Below are 23,149 nucleotides of genomic sequence, written 5' to 3' on the forward strand. Positions count from 1 at the left end.
ATATTCATCAAGGAGCGACAGATGTCCAACGTTATGGAAGTTGATAAAGCCAAGGTCCAGCAATTTTCGGCGCGCATCATGGAGGATTACGGCAACACGCTGCGCGGCGCCATGCTCTACATCGGCGACCAGCTCGGTTTGTTCAAGGCTTTGGCCGACGGCCAGGCGGTGACCCTGGAAGAGTTGGCGCACAAGACCGGCTACAACGCACGTTACTTGCGCGAATGGCTGGGCAGCATGGCCACCGGCAATTATGTGACCTACGACGCGCAAACCCGCCGTTACCAAATGCCCGCCGAGTTTGTGCCGGTGCTGGCCGATGAAGATTCGCCGTATTTTGCCGGTGGCATTATCCAGCTGAGCGTGCCGTTCGTGAGCATGGCGCCCAAGGTCATCGAGGCCTTCCGCCATGGTGGTGGTTGCGCTGAAGAGGCGTTCCCGCTGGAAACCTGGAAAGGCATGGAGCGCATGACCATGCCCTGGTACAAGCACTACCTGGTCCAGCACTGGATTCCATCCCTGGACGGCGTCGAAGAGAAGCTCAAGACCGGCGGCAGTGTGCTGGATTTCGGCTGCGGTGCGGGCCTTGCAGCGATCACCATGGCCAAGGCCTACCCCGAGGCGCGCATTGTCGGCTGCGATTTCCACCTGCCTTCCATCGAGTTGGCGCGGGCCAACGCCGAGGCGGCTGGTGTGGGTGACCGGGTGCAATTCGAGGTGAACGACTCCGATGCGTTGCGCGGCCAGCAATTCGACTTCGTGACCACCTTTGTGGTGATCCACGATGCCACCGACCCTCAGCAGATGCTCAAGGATTTGCGCGCCGCCACGGCCGAAGACGGTACCTACCTGATGGTAGAGCTCAACCTGTCCGAGGAACTGCACGAGAACATGAACCTGTTCGGGCGCGTCATGTACCCGCAGAGCACCCTCTATTGCATGACCTGTTCGCTGTCCCACGGTGGGGCAGGGCTGGGGGCGTTCATGGGCGAGAAGCGTGCCCGCCAGATGGCTGAGGCAGCCGGGTTCAGCCGCTTTCGTAAAGTGCCTTCGCAGTGGCCACCGATGCCGGCGCTGTTCGAACTCAAGCCTTGATAGGAAGCATCCACGAGTCGCTTTGCGCAGTAAGGCAATTTAATGGCCCCTTTGTAACAAAATCCTCGCCAAAATCACTTTTATTTTCAGGTGGTTAGGTGAGGATGCAAATGCGCTCTGTGGGAATGATGCTGATTGCCTGCTCCCTGGCCGGCGGCGCGACTGTCGCGCAGGCCAGGGAATTGCGCGAGGGTGACAAGTACATGTGCAGTTGGGGCGCAGGCACGGCCGCCAGGGCCCAGGAGCTCAAGTTATCCGGCGTTTCGCTATACGCGGCCCGGCAGAAGATCCAGACCCTCAAGTTCAGCAAATCGTGGATGCGCATGATGGCCATGGGCATCACCGAGCAGACCTATGACAGCCGCTCAAGGCTCAAGCCCGAGGCGATCCGTCAAAGCTTTTACCAGGATTGCCTGCGCTACAAGGTCGCGCGCAAGTAATCCGTAGCCCGCACCAGCCGTGGGGCCTTTACAAATCCACGACAAACCCCGTGTGAGTATTTGCATACAATTGCGCACTTCTTGATGGAGGCGGGTATGCAAGTGCTGATTCGAACGGCGACACCTGATGACGTCGACACGCTGTGCGCGATTCGCACCTCGGTGGTGCAAAACCACCTGAGCCTTGAACAGATGGCTGGCCTGGGGATTACCCCGCAGGTATTGAGCGATACGTTGCGCGCAGCACCTTGCGGCTGGATCGCGGAAGTGGACGGCCAGGCGGCGGGGTTTTCCATGGTCGACCTGGATGAAGGTGAAGTGTTCGCAATGTTCGTGCTGCCCTCGCACGAGAAGCTTGGGCTGGGCCGTCAACTGATGGCGGTGGCCGAGGCGGCTCTGTTTGAGCACCACGACACGCTCTACCTGGTGACTGATGGGCGTGATGAAATCCGCGCCAATGGGTTCTATCAGCGCCTGGGCTGGTCCGTCGTGGGGCCGGTCGATGGTGATGACGTTCGTTATGAAAAGAGCAGGGCGCCATAAGGCCATGAATGCCCCAGAGCCTCCATCGTCCAACGGCTTGCGCTACCTCGCGGTGGGTGTGCTGGGCATCGCCGTGCTGCTGGGGTTCTATTTCATTCAACTCAACGCCAAGGTCGACCGCCAGCGCGAAGAGGCGGCTGAACGCCTGACGCTGTGTCGTCATCTGGAGGCCGTGGTGGGCGCCACTGCTTCCAGTCGTGAGGCCCTTCAAGAAACATGCAAGCAGTTAAGTGAACAGTTACTTGAAAGCGCTACGCCCGATTAATAACCATTTTTTATACAGGGACTTACTGTCGTTACTTGCACCAAAAAGTAGCACGACTACTGCCTTCTACCTTAAAAAATATGTGGTTATTGAATGACTTACGACGCTTTCAATCCGACGAAAGGATTAAAATAATCTTGTTACATGTTTTTACAATCGCTACTATAGCCGGGCGTTCACCTCCCACGGTTTATGCATTTTTAAATCCCAAGTTTCCATCAGCTACTTGGGATTTTTTTTGCCCGCGATTTAATCTCGGCCTGTCGTTCATGGCCGGTGACGCCTTACTAAAGTGAGGGCTGGCTAACACTTTTGCATTAATTGTCCGGCGGCCGGCAAAACCTTATCTATGCTGCTTGCATCACCTCAATCGGGTAGAACCCAGGGACGGGGGGCTGATCATGATTTCCATCACCGAATTCAACCGCATCATGGCCTCAGGCTTCCTGCCGCTTGCGTGTGAGTGCTGCCTCAATAGTGACGGCTCGCTGCGCATCAGCGTGTTCGAGCCTGCGTCCGGTCGTGTCGACTTGCTGCTGACCCGCGTATCACCCGAAGGCCTGGACAGCATCCGTGCCATCTCTAACCTGATTGGTGAGTTGCGTACCGAGATAAAGGCCGGGCGCCGTGGGTTTGCTGCGGTAGGTTAAGGGCCGTCCAGCGCGTCAGAGGCGCCGCAGGAAGGATTTGACGATGTGGCGGGTAGCGTCTGTGGTATCCAGCTCGTCCACGGCGCTGTAGGCGTACCACTGGCAATCGACAATCTCATTGCACGGCCGTGCCTCGTCGATATTGACCACCGAGGCCTCGAACACATGGTGGACGGTGTCGCGGGCCTTGAGCTCCTGCAGGTACAGCAAGCCGTCCACGTTTAAACCGGTTTCTTCTTCCAGCTCGCGTTCCGCCGCGCCTACCGGGCGCTCGTGCGCTTCTACTTTCCCGCCGGGCAATGCCCATTTTGATCTGGCCTTGCGTACGAAGAGGATGTGCCCCTCACGTTCGCAAATGACGGTCGCCCTAATTTTCATCGAATGTGCCCCCGCGCCGGATGAATGTCATAAAAGTGTAATGCAATTGTCATGCTAAGTGGTTATGGCGCGCCAGGGCCTGTATGTGGATACTGCCCGATTGACGAATACGACCGAGGACATTAGATGAAGACCATACGCTGGGGCATGATCGGCTGTGGCAGTGTCACTGAATTGAAGAGTGGACCGGCTTTCTATAAAGCGCCAGGTTCGGCATTGGTCGCCGTGATGGGGCGGCGTGCCGAGGCGGTGTGCGATTATGCGGCGCGCCATGGCATTGCCCGTTGGTATACCGATGCCCAGGCCTTGATCGATGACCCCGAGGTGGATGCGGTCTACATCGCCACTCCGCCCGACAGTCACCTTGAGTACGCCCTGAGAGTGGCCGCGGCGGGCAAACATTGTTGCGTCGAAAAGCCGATGTCGCTGAATGCTGAACAGAGCGCGTTGATGCAGCGCACATTCGAGCGCGCCGGGCTGCACCTGTTTGTCTCCTACTACCGGCGTTCTTTGCCGCGCTTCCAGCAAGTGCGCACCTGGCTGCAGGAAGGCCGTATCGGTGAGTTGCGCCACCTGACCTGGACCTTGTGCAAACCCGCTGCCGTAACAGACTCCGACGCCACCAATTGGCGCACCGATCCGGCCATTGCCGGTGGCGGTTACTTTGCCGACCTGGCGAGCCATGGGTTCGACCTGTTCCAGTACCTGGCCGGGGACATCGTCGAGGTCTCAGGCTTTTCGGCGCGACAGGCTGGGCGCTACGCGGCAGAAGATGCCGTGACGGCCTGCTGGACATTTGCCAGCGGTGCATTGGGCATGGGCTGCTGGAATTTTGTGGCGGACCGACGCGAAGACCGGGTCGAACTGATCGGCAGTCGCGGTCGTATTCAGTTTTCGGTGTTCGAGGACCAGCCGCTGCGTCTTGAAGGCGAGACCACCGAGGCGTTGGACGTGCCGTGTCACACCCATATTCAATGGCACCACGTCCTGAACATGAACGCGCATATTCGTGGCGAGGCCGAGCATCCGTCGCTGGGCATCGAAGCGCTGAAGACCGATATCATCCTGGACAAGGTGTTACACCGTTACTCCCAGCATCCCTAGGCGTGGCGATAGCGTAAGGCTTTACTCTTTTAAAGGAATACCGGGATGAAATACTGGATGGTGGTGTGGCTGCTGATGGCCACTGCGGCAACGGCGGCGCCACGCAGCCAAGGGCAGGCGGGTGAGTTTGATTTTTACGTGCTATCGCTCTCGTGGTCACCCACGTTTTGCCTCACGCACCCAGGCAACGAGCAATGCTCAGGTAAAGGTTACGGCTTTGTGCTGCATGGTTTGTGGCCGCAATACGCGCGGGGAGGGTGGCCGGCGTCTTGTACACCGCAGACGCGCTTGAGCGAGGCAGAAATGGACAAGGGCGCGGCGCTGTTTCCCACCCGCACGCTGCTCAAGCATGAGTGGGCCAAGCATGGCACCTGCAGTGGGCTGGAGCCGTTGGAGTATCTGGAGAAGACCGATGTGGCGCTCGGTGCGGTTGCCATTCCGCAGCAACTGCAGCCGTTCAATACGCCGCCGTCATTGCAGGCCAACGAGATCGAGGCGCTGTTTCGCGAGAGCAACCCACGCATGGGCAACCACGGTATGGCGGTGATCTGCAAGGGCAAGGTGCTGTCGGAAGTGCGGGTGTGCCTGACCAAGGATCTCGCGTTTGCCGGTTGCCCGCGCAGTGTGAAGAGCCAGTGTAGGGGGGGCGATATTCGTATTCCCACCCAGCGCTGAGAGGTGCCCTGGATCCCACTATGAAAGCTGGCTTGTTGGGTCGCCGTATCGCTGCGATGGCGGCGTGCCAGCCGATGGCTATCTACCTGACGCCCCCGCGATCCAACTGTGGGAGCTGGCTTGCCTGCGAAGACGGCCTCACAGTCGACACCGTAATACCGAGTACCTATCCATTCCTGCGGTAACGGCTACTTAGGGTTCCGCCCTGACGGCGTCTCACTTTTGAAAAGCCGGAATGCCTGCCCAGACAACAGTAAGCAAAACGCTCTTGCCCCACCACGTTACCCACGAATTCAAGCCTGCGTTCGGCCAGCGTGGTTTAACGGGGCGCCTGAGATCAAGATCACAAGCAGATCAAGATCAAGAGCGGCTGGCTCGCTTCGCATCGTGGTTACCTGTGGGCGGTACATTCGACATCTCTGTCGATTGAACGGCCGCCATCGCAGGCAAGCCAGCTCCCACAGTTGATCGCGGGGCACTAATCAGATCAGCGTCCGTTTCTGAAGTACCCAGGGGCATTTTCTTCAATACCCTCGTGTCCCTGCGCGGTACCGTGATCTAAAGATCGTTTGGGATCACAAAAGGAACTGCAATGAGCTTGATTCTCTCCATGGCCGCCTTTGCCCTGGCCACGTCCATCACGCCGGGACCGGTGAATGTGGTCGCTTTAAGTTCTGGCGCACGTTTTGGTTTCGTCGCCAGTCAGAAACATGTCTTTGGCGCCGCCGTGGGTTTTACCTTGTTGTTGGTGTTGATCGGCCTGGGTTTGCATGAAGTATTGGTGCGCTGGCCGATCCTGATTCAATTGATCCGCTGGGGCGGCGTGGCGTTCTTGTTGTATATGGCTTGGAAGCTGGCGGTGAATGATGGCCGGCTGGACGCTGACGGTGCGCACACAGCGCCGTCGATGCTGTATGGCGCGATCATGCAGTGGCTCAACCCGAAAGCCTGGCTGGCGTGTGTGGCAGGCATGGGGTTGTTTGTTGCCGATGGCGATGCGGCACAGGTGTGGTTGTTTGCCGCGCTTTACCTGGTGATCTGCTACCTGTCGGTGGCGTGCTGGGCGTATGCGGGGACGTTTTTGCGCCGCTACTTGAACAACCCCAAAGGTGTGCGCCTGTTCAACCGCTCAATGGCCGCGTTGCTGGTGGCCAGTGTGGGTTATTTGCTGATGGCTTGAGGTTCTCGCGGTATTGCCCCGGCGTGGCCGCGAAGTGTTGTTTGAAGGTGCGCTGGAAGTGTGCCTGGTCGGCAAAGCCCGCGGCCAGGGCGACGTCGGCAATCAGTGCGCCATTGCGCAGTTGGCTGCGGGCGAACTGGATGCGTCGGTTGACCATGAAGGCGTGGGGCGTCAAGCCGTAATAGTGCTTGAATGCGCGGATCAGATAAGACGGCGACAGTTCGGCGGCCTGGCAGATGTCTTCGAGTTTCAAGGCCTGTGTGCAGTGGGCGCGGATGTAGTCGGCGGCGCGTTCCAGTTTGTGGTTGACCTCGCGTACCGGCGTCAGCGAAGGGTTCAGGCGCTGTTGCACCTCGGTGAAGTAACTCACTAGCGCGCTCTGTTTTTGCAGCAGTTCGGCCTGTTCATCCACTAGCGTGCGGTACAGGTCGAGCAAGCCGTGGTACAGCCCGGTGTCGCGAGTATGGGGCGTGTCGAATGGCCGGTAGCCCTGGTCGGTACTGAACCCCAGCTGGTATTGCAGGTCGGTCAGCCAGGGCGTGTCGAGGTACAGCATGTGGTAGGACCAGGGCTGGTCATGGATGGGGTTGCACGCATGCACATCGCCGGGGTTCATCAGCACCACGGTGCCGGCGCTGATTTCGAAGGTGTGCGCGCCGTAGTGGTAATAGCTGCAGCCCGTGGTGATCGCGCCGATGGAAAAATGCTCATGGGCGTGTCGGGTATAGGTGACCTTGCGCCCGTCGGCGATGCTGCGGGCCTCGATGAACGGCAGGCGTTCGTCGCGCCAGAAGCGCGGCGTGTCTGCGGGACGGGTGATCGGGCTGAGCGACATGGCGTTATTTCTCCTGCATTCTCACCCGCGTTACCTCAGGCCGGTACCAGAAAAGCGGCCTTGAGCAACTGCCGGGTATAGGCATGTTGCGGGTCGGCAAAAATAGCCTGGGCATCGCCTTGCTCCACCACCTGGCCTTGCTTGACCACCATCAATTGGTGACTCAGCGCCTTCACCACCGCCAGGTCATGGCTGATAAACAGGTAGGTCAGGTTGTACTTGGCCTGCAAGCCGCGCAGCAACTCTACCACCTGGCGTTGTACCGTGCGGTCCAGGGCCGAGGTGGGTTCGTCCAGCAGGATCAGGCGCGGCTTGAGCACCAGCGCTCGGGCGATAGCGATGCGTTGGCGCTGGCCGCCGGAGAATTCATGGGGGTAGCGATGCCGGGATTCGGGGTCCAGGCCCACTTCCTTGAGCGCCGCGATAATCGCCGCTTCCTGTTCGGCGGGCGTGCCCATCTTGTGGATACGCAGGCCTTCGCCAACGATCTCGCTGACGCACATGCGCGGGCTCAGGCTGCCGAACGGGTCCTGGAACACCACCTGCATTTCCCGGCGCAACGGGCGTACCTGTTGTTGGCTCAGGCGATCCAGTTGCTGACCTTCGAAGCGAATCCCGCCCTGGCTGCCGATCAGACGCAAAATTGCCAGGCCCAGGGTGGACTTGCCCGAGCCACTTTCACCAACGATGCCCAGGGTTTGGCCCTGAGGCAGGCTGAAGTTGATGCCGTCCACAGCCTTGACGTAATCCACGGTATTGCGCAAAAAGCCTTTCTTGATCGGAAACCAGACTTTCAGGTCGTCCACTTCCAGCAGCGGAGGGCCGACATCATTGTTGGCTGGCCCACCACTGGGCTCCGCCGCGAGCAACTCCTGGGTATAGGGATGCTGGGGCGACTGGAACAGTGTCTCGCAATCGGCCTGTTCAACGATGCAACCTTGCTGCATCACACACACACGGTGGGCGATGCGCCGTACCAGGTTGAGGTCATGGCTGATCAGCAGCAGCGCCATGCCCAGCCGCGCCTGCAGCTCCTTGAGCAATTCCAGGATCTTCAACTGCACGGTGACATCCAGCGCCGTGGTCGGCTCGTCGGCAATCAACAACTCCGGCTCGTTGGCCAGAGCCATGGCGATCATCACTCGCTGGCGCTGGCCGCCGGACAGCTCGTGAGGCAACGCCTTGAGGCGTTTGTGTGGCTCGGGGATACCCACCAGCTCCAGCAATTCCAACGTGCGCTGGGTGGCGACCTTGCCGGTCAGGCCCTTGTGCAGGCCGAGCACTTCGTTGATCTGCTTTTCGATGGAATGCAGCGGGTTCAACGAGGTCATCGGCTCCTGGAAGATCATCGCAATGCGGTTGCCGCGTATATGCCGCAGGGTTTTCTCTTTGAGCGTCAGCAGGTCTTGCCCTGAATACTCGATAGTGCCAGACGGATGCCTGGCCAACGGGTAGGGCAGCAGGCGCAGGATCGAATGGGCGGTGACCGATTTGCCTGAACCGCTTTCGCCCACCAGCGCCAGGGTTTCGCCGCGCTTGATGTCGAAACTGACGTGGTTGACCACGCGGTGATGATGCTCGCCGGTGACGAACTCGACACTGAGGTCGCGGATTTCGATCAGATTGTCCGGATTCATCTCATTTCCTCGGGTCGAACGCATCGCGAGCGGACTCGCCGATAAACACCAACAAGCTCAACATGATCGCCAGCACCGCAAAGGCACTCATGCCCAGCCACGGCGCTTGCAAGTTGGATTTGCCCTGCGCCACCAGCTCACCCAGCGACGGCGAACCTGCCGGCAGCCCGAAGCCGAGAAAGTCCAGGGCGGTGAGGGTGCCAATGGCGCCGGTGAGAATGAAGGGCAGGAAGGTCATGGTCGAAACCATCGCGTTAGGCAGGATGTGGCGAAACATGATCGCGCCGTTCTGCATGCCCAGCGCCCGCGCCGCGCGTACGTATTCCAGGTTACGACCGCGCAGGAACTCGGCGCGCACCACATCCACCAGGCTCATCCAGGAAAACAGCAGCATGATCCCCAGCAGCCACCAGAAGTTGGGTTGCACGAAGCTGGCCAGGATGATCAGCAGGTAGAGCACCGGCAAGCCGGACCAGATCTCCAGGAAACGTTGCCCGGCCAGGTCGACCCAGCCGCCATAAAAGCCCTGCAAGGCGCCGGCAATCACGCCGATGATCGAGCTGAGTATGGTCAGGGTCAGGGCGAAGAGCACCGACACGCGAAAGCCGTAGATCACCCGCGCGAGCACATCACGCCCTTGGTCATCGGTGCCCAGCAGGTTGACCGAGGACGGCGGCGCCGGGGCCGGGACTTTCAGGTCGTAATTGATGCTCTGGTAGCTGAACGGAATCGGTGCCCACAAGGTCCAGGCGTCCTTGGCCTTGAGCAGTTCCTGGATGTACGGGCTCTTGTAGTTGGCTTCCAGCGGGAATTCACCGCCGAAGGTAGTCTCCGGGTAGCGCTTGAGCGCCGGGAAGTACCAGCCGCCGTCGAAGTGTACCGCCAGGGGCTTGTCGTTGGCGATCAACTCGGCGCCCAGGCTCAGCACGAACAGCACCAGGAACAGCCACAGCGACCACCAGCCACGCTTGTTGGCTTTGAACCGCTCGAACCGGCGGCGATTGAGGGGGGACAGGTTCATCTCAATGCTCCCGGCTGGCAAAGTCGATACGTGGATCGACCAGGGTGTAGGTGAGGTCGCCGATCAGTTTCACGATCAGCCCCAGCAGGGTGAAGATAAACAGCGTGCCGAACACCACCGGGTAGTCACGGTTGATCGCCGCTTCAAAGCTCATCAGGCCCAGGCCGTCGAGGGAGAAGATCACCTCCACCAGCAACGAGCCGGTAAAGAAGATGCCAATGAAGGCCGAAGGGAAACCGGCGATCACCAGCAGCATGGCGTTGCGGAACACGTGGCCATACAGCACGCGGCGGTTGGTCAGGCCCTTGGCCTTGGCGGTGACCACGTACTGCTTGTTGATCTCGTCTAGAAAGCTGTTCTTGGTCAGCAGGGTCATGGTCGCAAAGTTGCCGATCACCAGGGCGGTGACGGGCAGCGCCAGGTGCCAGAAGTAATCGAGGATCTTGCCGCCCCAGCTCAACTCCTCGAAGTTGTTGGAGGTGAGCCCGCGCAAGGGGAACCAGTCGAAATAACTGCCACCGGCAAACACCACGATCAGCAAAATCGCAAACAGGAACGCCGGTATCGCGTAGCCGACGATGATCGCCGAGCTGGTCCACACATCGAAATGGCTGCCGTGGCGCGTGGCCTTGGCGATCCCCAGGGGGATGGACACCAGGTACATGATCAGGGTGCTCCACAACCCGAGGGAAATGGACACCGGCATCTTTTCCTTGATCAGGTCGATGACCTTGGCGTCCCGGAAAAAGCTGTCACCGAAGTCCAGCTGGGCGTAGTTCTTGACCATGATCCACAAGCGTTCCGGCGCCGACTTGTCGAAGCCGTACATCTTTTCGATTTCCTTGATCAGCGCCGGGTCCAGTCCCTGAGCGCCACGGTAGCTGGAACCGGCCACCGCGACTTCGGCGCCGCCGCCAGCAATGCGGCTGGTGGCGCCGTCGAAGCCTTCGAGCTTGGCGATCATCTGCTCCACCGGGCCGCCGGGAGCGGCCTGGATGATGACAAAGTTGATCAACAAGATCCCGAACAGCGTGGGAATGATCAGCAACAGGCGGCGAACAATATAGGCCAGCATTTAATCGCCTCCGCTCGCCGCATCGGCGCGTGTGTCCAGGGGGACGGCAGGTGTGACGTCGGGTTTGCTCCACCAGGTCGCGGTGCCGACGTCGTAGCGTGGCGAGACCTTGGGGTGGCCCAGGTGGTCCCAGTACGCGACGCGAAAGGTCTTGATGTGCCAGTTGGGAATCACGTAGTAACCAAACTGCAGCACACGATCCAGCGCCCTGGCGTGGGCGATCAGGCTTTGGCGCGAACCGGCGTCGATCAGCTCTTCCACCAACTGGTCGACCGCGGGGTCCTTGAGGCCCATGTAGTTGCGGCTGCCGGGCTTGTCGGCGCTGGAGGATTTCCAGAACTCGCGCTGCTCGTTACCCGGCGAGGTGGATTGCGGGAAGCTGCCCACCAGCATGTCGAAGTCGCGCGAGCGCAGGCGGTTGACGAACTGTGAGACGTCCACGCGACGAATCACCAGGTCGATGCCCAGGTCTGCCAGGTTGCGCTTGAACGGCAGCAGGATGCGCTCGAACTCGGTCTGGGCCAGCAAAAACTCTATGGTCACTGGCTTGCCGGTGCTGTCGACCATTTTGTCGTCAACAATCTTCCAGCCCGCTTCCTGCAGCAGTTGGTAGGCCTCGCGTTGCTGGGTGCGGATCATGCCGCTGCCGTCGGTGTGGGACGGTTCGAATGCCTGGGTGAAGACTTCGCCAGGGATCTTGTCGCGCAGCGGCTCGAGAATCGCCAGCTCGTCCGGACCGGGTAGGCCGGTGGCGGCCATTTCCGAGTTTTCGAAATAGCTGCGGGTACGGGTGTAGGCACCGTTGAACAGTTGCTTGTTGCTCCACTCGAAATCCAGCAGCAGGCTGATGGCCTTGCGCACCCGCACGTCCTGGAACATCGGCTTGCGCATGTTGAACACAAAACCCTGCATGCCGGTGGGGTTGCCGTTGGGAATTTCTTCCTTGATCAATCGGCCTTCTTTCACCGCTGGAATGTTGTAGGCATTGGCCCAGTTCTTGGCGCTGAACTCCAGCCAGTAGTCGAACTGCCCGGCCTTCAAGGCTTCCAGGGAGACAGTGCTGTCGCGGTAGTAATCGGTGATGCGGGTATCGAAGTTGTAGAAGCCCTTATTGACCGGCAGGTCCTTGGCCCAATAATCCTTGACCCGCTCGTAGCGAATCATGCGGCCCGGCTTGACCTCGGCCACCTGGTAAGGCCCGCTGCCCAGGGGGATTTCCAGGTTGCCCTTGGAAAAATCCCGGCTGGCCCACCAGTGTTTGGGCAGTACTGGCAGCTGCCCAAGGATCAACGGCAACTCGCGGTTGTTGGTGCGCTTGAACTTGAACAGCACGCGCAACGGGTCTTCGGCCACCACCTCATCGACGTCGGCGTAGTAGTTGCGGTACAGCGGGTTGCCTTCCTTGATCAGGGTCTGGAAGGTAAACACCACGTCTTCGGCGCGTATCGGGTGGCCGTCATGGAAGCGCGCTTCGGGGCGCAGATAGAAGCGCACCCAGCTGTTGTCCGGGGCTTTTTCGATCTTGCCGGCCACCAGGCCGTATTCGGTGATGGGTTCGTCCAGGCTTTGCATGGCCAGGGTGTCGTAGATCAGTGGCAGGTTGTCTGCCGGTACGCCCTTGCTGATATAGGGGTTGAGGCTGTCGAAGCCGCCCATGGCCGATTCGCGGAAGGTTCCGCCCTTGGGGGCGTCGGGGTTTACATAGTCAAAATGCTTGAAGTCGGCGGGGTACTTGGGGGGCTCGTTGTAGAGAGTCAGCGCATGCTGAGGCGCGGCGTGCGCCGCGGTGCACAGCAACAGGCTGGCGAGCAGGGTAGTACGCAAGGACATCATTGGGCTTTCTCCGAAGCTTTCAGCCACCATGCGCTCAGGCCCAGGCTGTAGGGCGGCGTGGTGACGAAGGCGAACCGGTTGCGGTACGCCAGGCGATGATAGTTGAGGTACCAGTTGGGGATGCTGTAGTGCTGCCACAGCAGCACCCGGTCCAGGGCGCGGCCGGCAGCCAGTTGTTCTTCGCGGGTCTGCGCCGCCAGCAGTTGGTCCAGCAGGTGGTCGACCACCGGGTTGGCGATACCGGCGTAATTCTTGCTGCCTTTGATTGCGGCCTGGCTGGAGTGGAAGTACTGCCACTGCTCAAGGCCGGGGCTCAAGGTCTGGTTGAGAGTCATCAGAATCATGTCGAAGTCGAATTGATCGAGGCGCTGTTTGTACTGTGCGCGGTCAACGGTGCGCAAGCGGGCGTCGATGCCGATGCGGGTCAGATTTTCGACATAGGGTTGCAGGATGCGCTCAAGGTTCGGGTTGACCAGCAGGATTTCCAGGCGCAGCGGTTGCCCGTCCTTATCGAGCAGGCGCTGCCCCGACAGTTTCCAGCCGGCCTCGCTGAGCAGGGCCAGGGCCTGGCGCAGGGTTTCGCGAGGGATGCCGCGACCATCGGTGTGCGGCAGGCTGAACGGTTGGGTAAACAGCGCGGCCGGCAGTTGGTCGCGGTAGGGCGAGAGCATCAACCACTCATGGCCCACGGGCAGGCCGGTGGCCGAGAATTCACTGTTGGGGTAATAGCTCACCGAACGCTTGTAGGCGCTGCTGAACAGCGTGCGGTTGGTCCATTCAAAATCGAACATCAACCCCAGGGCTTCACGCACTTTGGCCTGGCTGAATGCCGGTCGCCGGGTATTCATGAACAGGCCCTGGCTCTGGGTGGGGATCTGATGGGCGATCTGCGCCTTGATCACATCGCCGCGGTTGACCGCCGGGAAGTTGTAGCCGGTGGCCCAGTTCTTGGCCTGATGCTCGATATAAATGTCGAATTCACCGGCCTTGAAGGCTTCAAAGGCCACGTCGCTGTCGCGATAGAACTCCACTTCGACCTTGTCGTAGTTATAGAAACCCTGGTTGACCGGCAGGTCTTTGCCCCAGTAATCCTTGACCCGTTCAAACACCAGTTGCCGCCCAGGCGCAACCTTGGTGATGCGGTAAGGTCCACTGCCCAGGGGCGGCTCGAAGGTGGTTGCCTTGAAGTCACGGTTTTTCCAATAGTGCTGGGGCAGCACCGGCAACTCGCCCAGGCGCAGGATCAGCAAGGGGTTGCCGGCGCGCTTGAACACAAAGCGGATACGGTGAGGGTTGAGGATATCGACCCGGGCCACTTCCTGCAGGTTGGTGCGGTACTGCGGGTGGCCTTCGGTCAGCAGGGTGCGATAGGAAAACGCCACGTCAGCGGCGGTGATCGGCTTGCCGTCGTGAAAGCGTGCTTCGGGGCGCAGGTTGAACACCACCCAACTGCGGTCTTCGCTGTATTCCACCGATTGGGCAATCAGGCCGTAGCTTGAGGTGGGTTCATCGCCCGACGGCGCGTATTGCCCGGTGCCCACCATCAAGGGTTCATTGAGCTCGTTGACGCCGTACTGCAGGAAATTGGCGGTGGAAACCGGGCTTGAACCTTTGAAGGTGTAGGGGTTGAGCGTATCGAAGGTGCCAAATGCCATCACCCGCAATGTCCCGCCTTTGGGCGCTGCAGGGTTTACCCAATCGTAATGGGTGAATTTGGCCGGGTACTTGAGTGTGCCGAACTGCGCATAACCGTGGCTTTCGGTGATCGTCGCGTTCGCCGCAAAGCTCAAGGCCAGACTTATTAGTAGAAGGAGGGGACGCTTCAAGTCAGAGATCCGATCCAGGCGGCTTGGGCTTTATGATCGGTACAGTAACAGCTTGTTCCGGTTGGAAAAAGGCTGTCGGGAAGGCCATTTTGCGGACTGCAAGCTATTGGACGGTGTGAAGGTCAAATGTGGGAGCTGGCTTGCCTGCGATAGCATCACTGCGGTCTGACTGATAGACCGAGGTGCCTGCATCGCAGGCAAGCCAGCTCCCACACAAGCCAGCTCTCCCCGAGGTATTAGCGCGGCCCGGAAACCACCAGCATCTGCCCTGGTTTCAATGCCTGGCCGGTGCGCGGGTTCCAACGCTTGAGATGTTGCATCTCGACGTTGAAGCGTTTGGCCACCATGTACAGCGAGTCACCTTTCTTGACCTTGTACTGCACCGGTTTTTTCGCCGCGACTTTACGCGTGTCTTGCATCACCAGGGTCTGGCCGACCTTGAGGGCCTGGCCGTTGAGCTTGTTCCAGCGCTGCAGGTCATGCACATCGACCTTGTTGGCCTTGGCGATCAGCGTGAGGTTGTCGCCACTGCGTACCTTGTAGCTGCGGGTACGCCCTGCGACCGCCTTGGTCTCGACTTCGTCGAATACCGGCTTCTTGGGGCGCATGCTCAGCAACTCTTCCGGCTTCATCGTCGAAAGGGTGCTGGTCAGCAGTTGGGCCTTGGAGGTCGGCACCAGCAGATGCTGGGGGCCGTCCAGGGTGGTGCGTTGTTTCAAGGCCGGGTTGAGCTGAAACAGTTCGTCTTCGTCGATCTCGGCCAGCGCGGCAACCCGTGACAAGTCCATGCTTTGCTTGACTTCAACGACCTCGAAGTACGGCGTGTTGGCAATCGGGTTCAGGTTGACGCCGTAGGCTTCGGGCGCCAGTACCACCTGGGACAAGGCCAGGAACTTGGGCACATAGTCCTTGGTTTCCTGGGGCAGGGGCAGGTTCCAGTAGTCGGTGGGCAGGCCGAGCTTTTCGTTGCGCTCGATCGCCCGGCTGACGGTGCCTTCGCCGGCGTTATAGGCCGCCAGGGCCAGCAGCCAGTCGCCGTTGAACATGTCATGCAGACGCGTCAGATAGTCCAGGGCGGCGGTGGTGGAGGCGGTGATGTCGCGGCGGCCATCGTAGGCGCGGGTCTGGCGCAGGTTGAAGTAGCGCCCGGTGGAGGGAATGAACTGCCACAAGCCCACCGCATCGCTGCGCGAATAGGCCATCGGGTTGTAGGCACTTTCAATCACTGGCAGCAGCGCCAGTTCCAGGGGCATGTTGCGTTCTTCAAGGCGTTCGACGATGTAATGAATGTAGAGGCTGCCGCGTTCGCCGGCATTCTCCAGAAAGGAGGGGTTGCTGGCGAACCACAGGCGCTGTTGCTCGATGCGCGGGTTGACGCCGACACCGTCCTGCAATTGAAAGCCCCGACGCATGCGTTCCCAGACGTCCTGGGGTACTTCGGGGCTGGGCTTCTCTGATAGCCAAATAGGTTTTTGCTTGATCTTGGCAGCAAGATTCGGTTTGGGTTGCACGGTGGATTGTGCAGCGTAATGAGTCGATTGGCAGCCCGCCAGAGTTGCGGAAACGGCCACCGCCACGGCTTGAGCCAGGCGGGTCAATGCGTCTGAAGAAATGGATTTACGAATAGATGACGACATTGGCTGGAAGTAAGTTCCGGGCAAAAATGTCGGGCGATTCTAGAAAGCGCTTTGGTTCCGGTCAACCATTCAGAAATTACGTATCAGATTGCATCTGGTTAGAACTTATCTTTCCAAGCCCTCAAGCTAGCAAACACCTCGGCCCCAGAGCGGTTGTCGCGGCCGTTCCGTTCGTCCGCTTTTTGTTTAACGGATGTTTCAGCGGTGCGCAGAAAAGGGTTAGTACGTTTTTCCAGGGCCAGGTTGGAGGGCAGCGTCATCTCGCCACGGGCGCGAAGTTGGGCGACATTTTCCACACGTTCGGCGATGTCGGCATTGTGCGGTTCCACGGCTTGGGCAAATTTCAAGTTACTTTGCGTGTATTCATGGGTGCAGTACACCTGCGTATCGGCGGGCAGGGCGGCCAGGCGTTCCAGAGAGTTGTACATCTGTTCGGGTGTACCTTCGAACAGGCGACCGCAACCGGCGGCGAACAAGGTATCGCCACACAGCAATACGCCTTGGTGATAAAAGGCGATGTGGCCGAGGGTGTGGCCTGGCACGGCGTACACGTCGAAGTCCCAGCCCAGCACGCGGATATGGTCGTTATCGTGCAAGGCCACATCCCGCGCCGGGATCTTTTCGTTGGCAGGGCCATAAACCTTGGCGCCGGTGGCATTTTTCAGTTGCTCGACACCGCCTACATGATCATGGTGATGGTGGGTAACCAGTATGTCGCTGAGGCGCCACTCGGCATTCTGCTTGAGCCAGGCCAGCACTGGCGTGGCATCGCCGGGGTCGACCACGGCGCAGCGCTGGGTCGTAGGGTCTTGTAACAACCAGATGTAGTTGTCGGTAAAGGCGGGTAGGGCACTGATCTGTATCATTCTTCGATTCGCCAAGCTGAACACATTGGTGCATCTTAGAACGTCTAGGCGAGTTGGAGAATGCAATGACTGATAAAGCGTTCGCCCAGGCCGATCCTGAGTGGCTGGCCCTGATCAGCGCGGCCCGCGAATGGTTGTCCGGGCCGATTGGGCAGTTTTTGCTGGAAGAAGAGCGGCGCATGCTCGAAGACGAGCTGGGCCGGTTCTTTGGTGGCTACCTGGTGCATTACGGACCGTCGGCCGACACGCCTCCATCGGCGCCGCAGGTGCAACGCAATGTGCGCCTGGGTGCACCGTTGCCGGGCGTGGAGATCGTCTGCGAGGAACAGGCCTGGCCCTTGAGCGAACACGCCGCCGATGTGGTGGTGTTGCAGCACGGCCTGGATTTCTGCCTGTCGCCCCACGGTTTGTTGCGCGAAGCGGCGAGCAGCGTGCGCCCTGGTGGCCATTTGCTGATTGTCGGCATCAACCCCTGGAGCAGTTGGGGCCTGCGCCGTGTGTTCGCCCATGACGGACTGCGCCAGGCGCGTTGCATCGCGCCATCACGGGTGGGCGACTGGCTCAACCTGCTGGGCTTCGCGCTGGAGAAACGCCGCTTCGGGTGCTATCGTCCGCCGCTTGCGACTGCCAAGTGGCAGGGCCGTCTGGCCGGTTGGGAACGCCGGGCAGGAGCCTGGCAGCTGTCGGGTGGCGGCTTCTATTTATTGGTCGCACGCAAGATCGTGGTCGGGCTGCGACCGTTGCAGCAAGTGCGCCGCGAGCCGATCGGCAAGCTCGTGCCGATGCCGTTGGCCAAGGTCAACCGCGAACAAGGCGAACCGTAAAACCTCTTTTTGATTTCAGGCCGAATAACCGATGACCGATAGCGTAGAACTCTTCACCGATGGCGCCTGCAAAGGCAACCCGGGCCCAGGCGGCTGGGGCGCCTTGCTGGTGTGCAAGGGCGTGGAGAAGGAACTGTGGGGCGGCGAAGCCAATACCACCAATAACCGTATGGAATTGATGGGCGCGATTCGCGGCCTCGAAGAACTCAAGCGGCGTTGCAACGTACTGCTGGTGACCGACTCGCAATATGTGATGAAGGGCATCAACGAGTGGATGGTCAACTGGAAAAAACGCGGCTGGAAAACGGCGGCCAAGGAGCCGGTCAAGAACGCCGACCTGTGGCAATTGCTCGATGAACAGTGCAACCGTCACGACATCACCTGGAAATGGGTACGCGGGCACATCGGCCATCCTGGCAACGAGCGCGCCGACCAGTTGGCCAACCGTGGCGTGGATGAAGTGCGCGGCTACAAGCAGAGCTGAATCAGCGACACCGCAGCGGCCGTTCGAGCCGCTGCTTCACCGCCGCCATTGCGTGTGGCGAATCTACCAGCACGGCATTGAGCTTCAGGCAGGCATACTTTGGCCTGATCACAAAGATGCCGTGAGTGTTGTCGCTTACAGAGCCAGGATTGCACGGGCGAGTTGTTCGTCCGTGCATCGCAGGTCCACTCTTGTCTGGCGAATATGCCGCAAGGCTGACTCCAACTGGACACCGTGTATTGCACCTTCGCTTGCGACAAACGATGCGGCATCGGCCTTGGCCGCCAGCACAATCTTGTCGTCCTTGAAGCTGCTGCTGGTGCCGCCCGTGGCACTCATCGACAGGCTCACCAAGGCGTCAGTGGTCATCACGAAACTGGTGGCTTGCGCACCGGCAGCGCTGAACAGGCAGGGGATGAACAGCCATTTCAGGTTGAACATGAGTCAGTGAATTCCGTATCTGGAGGAGGCGCGCAGGTTAGCGACGAGGGACGTAGAAAACCGCAGCAAGTTTGCGAAACGTTGTAAATAACTGTTGGGTGGCCACCGGGGGTTGGGTGCCATGGGCGCTTCGTTTACAGAGCGTGCTAATATCCCGCCCCTTGAACTGTACCGAACCGTTGAGAGCTGAACCCTGATGGCCATCCGATCTGTTGTACTCGATACCGAAACCACCGGCATGCCGGTGACCGATGGTCACCGGATCATCGAAATCGGCTGTGTCGAACTAATGGGGCGCCGCCTGACCGGCCGCCACTTCCACGTCTACCTGCAACCGGACCGCGACAGTGACGAGGGCGCGATTGGCGTCCACGGCATCACTGACGAATTCCTCAAGGGCAAGCCGCGCTTCGCCGAAGTGGCCGATGAGTTCTTCGAATTCATCAATGGCGCCCAGTTGATCATCCATAACGCGGCGTTCGACATCGGTTTCATCAACAATGAATTTGCCCTGATGGGGCAGACCGACCGTGCGGACATCTCCCAGCACTGTACGATCCTCGATACCTTGATGATGGCCCGCGAGCGTCACCCGGGCCAGCGCAACAGCCTCGATGCCTTGTGCAAGCGCTATGGCGTCGACAACTCCGGCCGTGAACTCCACGGCGCCTTGCTTGACTCCGAGATCCTGGCCGACGTTTACCTGACCATGACCGGCGGGCAGACCAGCCTGTCCCTGGCCGGTAATGCATCCGATGGCAGCGGTTCGGCGGAAGGGTCTGGCAACCGCCCTTCGGAAATCCGCCGCTTGCCAGCTGATCGCAAGCCGACGCCGATCATCCGTGCCAGCGAGCAGGACCTGGCCGAGCATGCGGCAAGGCTGGAGGCGATTGCCAAGGCAGCCGGTGCGCCGGCGTTGTGGACTCAACTCACCCAGCAATAACTGCTCATGTAGGAGCAGGCTTGCAGCCATGGGTACTTACACAGTTGCATCTGTGGCGAGGGAGCTTGCTCCCGTGACGGCCTGCCAGCCAACACCTATCTACCTGACGCTGCGCGATCAAACTGTGGGAGCTGGCTTGCCTGCGATAGCGGCCTGCCAGCCAGCGCCTATCGACCTGACGCCCCGCGATCAAATTGTGGGAGCGGGCTTGCTCGCGAATGCGGCCTGACAGTCAACACGGTTGGATTGGGTACATCTCCATTGCTGCGGTAACGGCCATTTAGCGTTCCGCTCTGACAGCGGGTCACTTTGGAAAAACCGGAGTGCCGGCCCAGCCCACCCACAGTTTGATCGCGGGGTGTCAGGTAGGTATGGCCCGGCAGGCGGGCCGTCACGGGAGTAAGCTCCCTCGCGACAGGTTCAGCCCCGTACCGAAGTTATATAAATACCTCTCGACCACCTGTGAAATCTTCATTCGCCACTTTTGCTTCCAGCTTCTACCCTTGTGCAAAGCCTCCGGAGTAAGAGTGCTCATGTACAAAGACCTGAAGTTCCCCGTTCTGATCGTGCACCGTGACATCAAGGCCGACACCGTTGCCGGTGACCGGGTTCGAGGCATCGCCAGGGAGTTGGAACAGGAGGGCTTCAGTATTTTTTCTGCGGTGGACTACGCCGAGGGGCGGCTGGTGGCCGCTACCCATCACGGTCTGGCCTGCATGCTGATTGCCGCCGAAGGCGCCGGGGAAAACACCCATCTGTTGCAGAACATGGTGGAGTTGATTCGCTTGGCGCGCCTGCGCGCACCCAACCTGCCGATCTTTGCGCTGGGCGAGCAAGTCACCCTGGAAAACGCGCCCGCCGATGCCATGAGCGAGCTCAACCAGCTGCGCGGCATTCTTTATCTGTTCGAAGACACCGTGCCGTTTCTGGCGCGCCAGGTCGCCCGCGCCGCACGCACGTACCTGGATGGCCTGTTGCCGCCGTTCTTCAAGGCGCTGGTGCAACACACCGCCGATTCCAATTATTCCTGGCACACCCCCGGTCATGGCGGTGGCGTGGCCTATCGCAAAAGCCCGGTGGGGCAGGCGTTTCATCAGTTCTTCGGGGAAAACACCCTGCGCTCTGACTTGTCGGTATCGGTGCCCGAACTGGGCTCGCTGCTCGATCACACCGGGCCTTTGGCCGAAGCAGAGGCACGCGCCGCGCGCAACTTTGGCGCCGACCATACGTTCTTCGTGATCAACGGCACGTCCACCGCCAACAAGATCGTCTGGCATTCCATGGTGGGGCGCGATGACCTGGTGCTGGTAGACCGCAATTGCCACAAGTCGGTGTTGCATTCGATCATCATGACCGGCGCGATCCCGCTGTACCTGTGCCCGGAGCGCAACGAGCTGGGGATCATCGGCCCGATCCCCCTGAGCGAATTCAGCCCTGAGTCGATCCGCGCCAAGATCGACGCCAGCCCCTTGACCCGTGGGCGACCACCGAAAGTGAAATTGGCGGTGGTGACCAACTCCACCTATGACGGCCTGTGTTACAACGCCGAACTGATCAAGCAGCAACTGGGCAACAGTGTCGAGGTGTTGCATTTTGATGAGGCCTGGTATGCCTACGCCGCCTTTCACGAGTTCTTCGCCGGGCGTTATGGCATGGGTACCTCGCGCACGCCGGACAGCCCCTTGGTGTTCACCACCCACAGTACGCATAAGTTGCTGGCGGCATTCAGCCAGGCGTCGATGATCCACGTACAGGACGGCGGCGCACGGCAACTGGACCGTGACCGCTTCAATGAAGCCTTCATGATGCATATCTCCACCTCGCCGCAATACAGCATCATCGCGTCGCTGGATGTGGCCTCGGCAATGATGGAAGGCCCGGCCGGGCGCTCGCTGCTTCAGGAAATGTTCGACGAGGCCTTGAGTTTTCGTCGCGCCCTGGCCAACTTGCGCCAGCATATCGCGGCCGAAGACTGGTGGTTTTCCATCTGGCAGCCACCCTCGGTCGCGGGCATCGACCGGGTCGCCACGGCGGATTGGTTGTTGCACCCTGGGGATGAGTGGCATGGCTTTGGCGACGTGGTAGAGGACTACGTGCTGCTGGACCCGATCAAAGTCACGCTGGTGATGCCTGGCCTCAACGCCGGTGGGGCCTTGAGCGAGTGTGGGATTCCCGCTGCAGTGGTCAGCAAGTTCCTCTGGGAGCGCGGGCTGGTGGTGGAGAAGACTGGGCTGTATTCGTTTCTCGTGCTGTTTTCCATGGGCATTACCAAAGGTAAATGGAGCACCTTGCTCACCGAGCTGCTGGAGTTCAAGCGTAGCTACGATGCCAATGTCAGCCTGGCCACTTGCTTGCCGTCGGTGTATGCCCAAGGCCCGGCACGTTATCAAGGCCTGGGGCTGCGCGACCTTTGCGACCAGTTGCACAGCTGTTACCGTAGCAATGCCACGGCCAGGCACCTCAAGCGTATGTACACGGTATTGCCGCAAATCGCGATGAAACCCGCCGATGCCTACGACCAGTTGGTCAGGGGCGAGGTGGAGGCGGTCTGCATCGATGCCTTGGCAGGACGCATCGCCGCTGTAATGCTGGTGCCTTACCCGCCGGGCATACCACTGATCATGCCCGGCGAACGCTTCACCGAGTCAACCCGTTCAATCATCGATTACCTGGCATTTGCCCGCACGTTCGATAGCAGTTTCCCCGGTTTTGTCGCGGATGTGCATGGGCTGCAACACGAAGATGACGGCAGTGGCCGTCGTTATACCGTCGACTGCATCAAGGGTTAAGGAAGTCTATGCAAGCTGTAATGAACCCGAAGTATCCAGGGCTCAGTGTGCGAGTCGCCGACGAAGGTTTTGACGCCTATGTGTGGGGCAATGATTTCAGCTTTGAAGTCAGTGCCTATGGGGTGCCGCAAATGGGCCAGCGCGTCGAACAATGGCCGGTGGAAAAAGTGCTGCCGTACCGCAAGTGCTATGGCATCGACCCGGAAGAATTCGCCAGTTTTCGTGATGCCGCCGACAGCTCGATCTTCATGGCGTACCTGGATGACCGCGCAGTGGGGCATATCGTGGTCAGCACCAACTGGAACGGTTTCGCCCATGTTGACGAGTTGGCGGTGGCGTTACCGGCGCGCCGACATGGCGTGGCCAAGTCGTTGTTGGACGTGGCGCAGTTCTGGGCTCGCAAGAAGAACCTGCCGGGCATGATGCTTGAGACCCAGAACAACAACCTCGGCGCCTGTCGCCTGTATGAGCGTTGTGGCTATGTAATGGGTGGCATCGATCAACTGCGTTATCGCGGGATTGACCCGCAAACTCGCGAGGTCGCGATTTTCTGGTATCGGTTGTTCAAGGCGCAAGTGGAGGCTGTCTGACCCCTGTAGGCGCGAGCT

23 protein-coding genes are annotated in these 23,149 nt (G+C 59.9%); 13 read left to right on the forward strand and 10 right to left on the reverse strand.

Annotation, left to right across the window (positions count from 1 at the left end):
* Positions 1 to 21: 21 nt before the first annotated feature.
* From HU730_RS15925 to HU730_RS15945, 5 genes are all read left to right on the forward strand, one after another.
* Positions 22 to 1,095 (forward strand): class I SAM-dependent methyltransferase, encoded by a 1,074-nt coding sequence (locus tag HU730_RS15925; RefSeq protein ID WP_014718237.1) that lies wholly within the window; start codon positions 22 to 24, stop codon positions 1,093 to 1,095.
* 110 nt (positions 1,096 to 1,205) lie between these two features.
* Positions 1,206 to 1,535 (forward strand): hypothetical protein, encoded by a 330-nt coding sequence (locus tag HU730_RS15930; protein ID WP_003191756.1) that lies wholly within the window; start codon positions 1,206 to 1,208, stop codon positions 1,533 to 1,535.
* A 96-nt stretch (positions 1,536 to 1,631) separates the two neighbouring features.
* On the forward strand, positions 1,632 to 2,078 hold the full coding sequence (locus HU730_RS15935) for a GNAT family N-acetyltransferase (RefSeq protein ID WP_034126087.1): 447 nt from the start codon (positions 1,632 to 1,634) through the stop codon (positions 2,076 to 2,078).
* Between the two features lie 4 nt (positions 2,079 to 2,082).
* Positions 2,083 to 2,343, forward strand: coding sequence for a hypothetical protein (locus HU730_RS15940; protein WP_032900704.1), 261 nt, complete (start codon positions 2,083 to 2,085; stop codon positions 2,341 to 2,343).
* Positions 2,344 to 2,744: 401 nt separating this feature from the next.
* Positions 2,745 to 2,993 carry a DUF1652 domain-containing protein gene (locus HU730_RS15945; RefSeq protein ID WP_003191753.1) on the forward strand — a complete coding sequence of 83 codons (249 nt, stop codon included), beginning with the start codon at positions 2,745 to 2,747 and terminating at the stop codon, positions 2,991 to 2,993.
* Positions 2,994 to 3,008: 15 nt separating this feature from the next.
* Here the strand turns inward: HU730_RS15945 and HU730_RS15950 are convergent, their stop codons facing one another.
* Positions 3,009 to 3,371, reverse strand: a complete 363-nt coding sequence (locus HU730_RS15950; RefSeq protein ID WP_060764832.1) for an NUDIX domain-containing protein — start codon at positions 3,369 to 3,371, stop codon at positions 3,009 to 3,011.
* A 126-nt stretch (positions 3,372 to 3,497) separates the two neighbouring features.
* On the opposite strand from HU730_RS15950, the gene HU730_RS15955 reads away from it, so the two are divergent.
* From HU730_RS15955 to HU730_RS15965, 3 genes are all read left to right on the forward strand, one after another.
* Positions 3,498 to 4,475, forward strand: a complete 978-nt coding sequence (locus HU730_RS15955) for a Gfo/Idh/MocA family oxidoreductase (RefSeq protein ID WP_186527397.1) — start codon at positions 3,498 to 3,500, stop codon at positions 4,473 to 4,475.
* Positions 4,476 to 4,520: 45 nt separating this feature from the next.
* Positions 4,521 to 5,150, forward strand: a complete 630-nt coding sequence (locus HU730_RS15960) for a ribonuclease T2 (RefSeq protein WP_034126082.1) — start codon at positions 4,521 to 4,523, stop codon at positions 5,148 to 5,150.
* A gap of 592 nt (positions 5,151 to 5,742) precedes the next feature.
* Positions 5,743 to 6,330, forward strand: a complete 588-nt coding sequence (locus HU730_RS15965) for a LysE family translocator (RefSeq protein ID WP_186527396.1) — start codon at positions 5,743 to 5,745, stop codon at positions 6,328 to 6,330.
* Here HU730_RS15965 and HU730_RS15970 read toward each other — a convergent pair.
* From HU730_RS15970 to gloB, 8 genes are all read right to left on the reverse strand, one after another.
* A complete protein-coding gene (locus HU730_RS15970) occupies positions 6,272 to 7,165 on the reverse strand; it encodes an AraC family transcriptional regulator (RefSeq protein ID WP_034126080.1) in 894 nt (297 codons plus the stop codon). The two genes, HU730_RS15965 and HU730_RS15970, sit on opposite strands and share 59 nt — an antisense overlap.
* A 35-nt stretch (positions 7,166 to 7,200) precedes the next feature.
* Positions 7,201 to 8,802, reverse strand: coding sequence for an ABC transporter ATP-binding protein (locus HU730_RS15975; protein ID WP_014718252.1), 1,602 nt, complete (start codon positions 8,800 to 8,802; stop codon positions 7,201 to 7,203).
* 1 nt (position 8,803) lies between these two features.
* Positions 8,804 to 9,823, reverse strand: a complete 1,020-nt coding sequence (locus HU730_RS15980) for an ABC transporter permease (protein ID WP_003190688.1) — start codon at positions 9,821 to 9,823, stop codon at positions 8,804 to 8,806.
* Position 9,824: 1 nt separating this feature from the next.
* Positions 9,825 to 10,898: a microcin C ABC transporter permease YejB gene (locus HU730_RS15985; protein ID WP_034126078.1), complete on the reverse strand. Its 1,074-nt coding sequence runs from the start codon at positions 10,896 to 10,898 to the stop codon at positions 9,825 to 9,827.
* A complete protein-coding gene (locus HU730_RS15990) occupies positions 10,899 to 12,731 on the reverse strand; it encodes an extracellular solute-binding protein (protein ID WP_054920846.1) in 1,833 nt (610 codons plus the stop codon).
* Positions 12,728 to 14,557: an extracellular solute-binding protein gene (locus HU730_RS15995; RefSeq protein WP_186527395.1), complete on the reverse strand. Its 1,830-nt coding sequence runs from the start codon at positions 14,555 to 14,557 to the stop codon at positions 12,728 to 12,730. Before HU730_RS15995 ends, HU730_RS15990 begins: the two co-directional genes overlap by 4 nt.
* Positions 14,558 to 14,793: 236 nt before the next feature.
* Positions 14,794 to 16,194 (reverse strand): transglycosylase SLT domain-containing protein, encoded by a 1,401-nt coding sequence (locus HU730_RS16000; RefSeq protein WP_003190692.1) that lies wholly within the window; start codon positions 16,192 to 16,194, stop codon positions 14,794 to 14,796.
* A gap of 98 nt (positions 16,195 to 16,292) precedes the next feature.
* Positions 16,293 to 17,060, reverse strand: a complete 768-nt coding sequence (gene gloB, locus HU730_RS16005; RefSeq protein ID WP_034126075.1) for a hydroxyacylglutathione hydrolase — start codon at positions 17,058 to 17,060, stop codon at positions 16,293 to 16,295.
* Between the two features lie 65 nt (positions 17,061 to 17,125).
* On the opposite strand from gloB, the gene HU730_RS16010 reads away from it, so the two are divergent.
* Positions 17,126 to 17,884, forward strand: coding sequence for a methyltransferase domain-containing protein (locus HU730_RS16010; protein ID WP_034126074.1), 759 nt, complete (start codon positions 17,126 to 17,128; stop codon positions 17,882 to 17,884).
* Between the two features lie 31 nt (positions 17,885 to 17,915).
* Positions 17,916 to 18,368 carry a ribonuclease HI gene (rnhA, locus tag HU730_RS16015; RefSeq protein WP_003173571.1) on the forward strand — a complete coding sequence of 151 codons (453 nt, stop codon included), beginning with the start codon at positions 17,916 to 17,918 and terminating at the stop codon, positions 18,366 to 18,368.
* A 135-nt stretch (positions 18,369 to 18,503) separates the two neighbouring features.
* Here rnhA and HU730_RS16020 read toward each other — a convergent pair whose 3' ends face one another.
* Complete coding sequence (locus tag HU730_RS16020) at positions 18,504 to 18,809, reverse strand: DUF2388 domain-containing protein (protein ID WP_060764695.1); 306 nt, start codon at positions 18,807 to 18,809, stop codon at positions 18,504 to 18,506.
* Between the two features lie 202 nt (positions 18,810 to 19,011).
* Here HU730_RS16020 and dnaQ point away from each other — a divergent pair, with 202 nt between their 5' ends.
* The 3 genes from dnaQ (at position 19,012) to HU730_RS16035 (ending at position 23,131) form a co-directional block, all read left to right on the forward strand.
* Positions 19,012 to 19,752: a DNA polymerase III subunit epsilon gene (dnaQ, locus tag HU730_RS16025; RefSeq protein ID WP_164692278.1), complete on the forward strand. Its 741-nt coding sequence runs from the start codon at positions 19,012 to 19,014 to the stop codon at positions 19,750 to 19,752.
* 533 nt (positions 19,753 to 20,285) lie between these two features.
* Positions 20,286 to 22,541, forward strand: coding sequence for an Orn/Lys/Arg decarboxylase N-terminal domain-containing protein (locus HU730_RS16030; protein WP_054897499.1), 2,256 nt, complete (start codon positions 20,286 to 20,288; stop codon positions 22,539 to 22,541).
* Between the two features lie 20 nt (positions 22,542 to 22,561).
* Positions 22,562 to 23,131: a GNAT family N-acetyltransferase gene (locus tag HU730_RS16035; protein WP_019820276.1), complete on the forward strand. Its 570-nt coding sequence runs from the start codon at positions 22,562 to 22,564 to the stop codon at positions 23,129 to 23,131.
* Positions 23,132 to 23,149 lie beyond the last annotated feature (18 nt).

This window comes from Pseudomonas sp. SWRI22 (genome assembly GCF_014268395.2).
Lineage (GTDB): Bacteria > Pseudomonadota > Gammaproteobacteria > Pseudomonadales > Pseudomonadaceae > Aquipseudomonas > Aquipseudomonas paracarnis.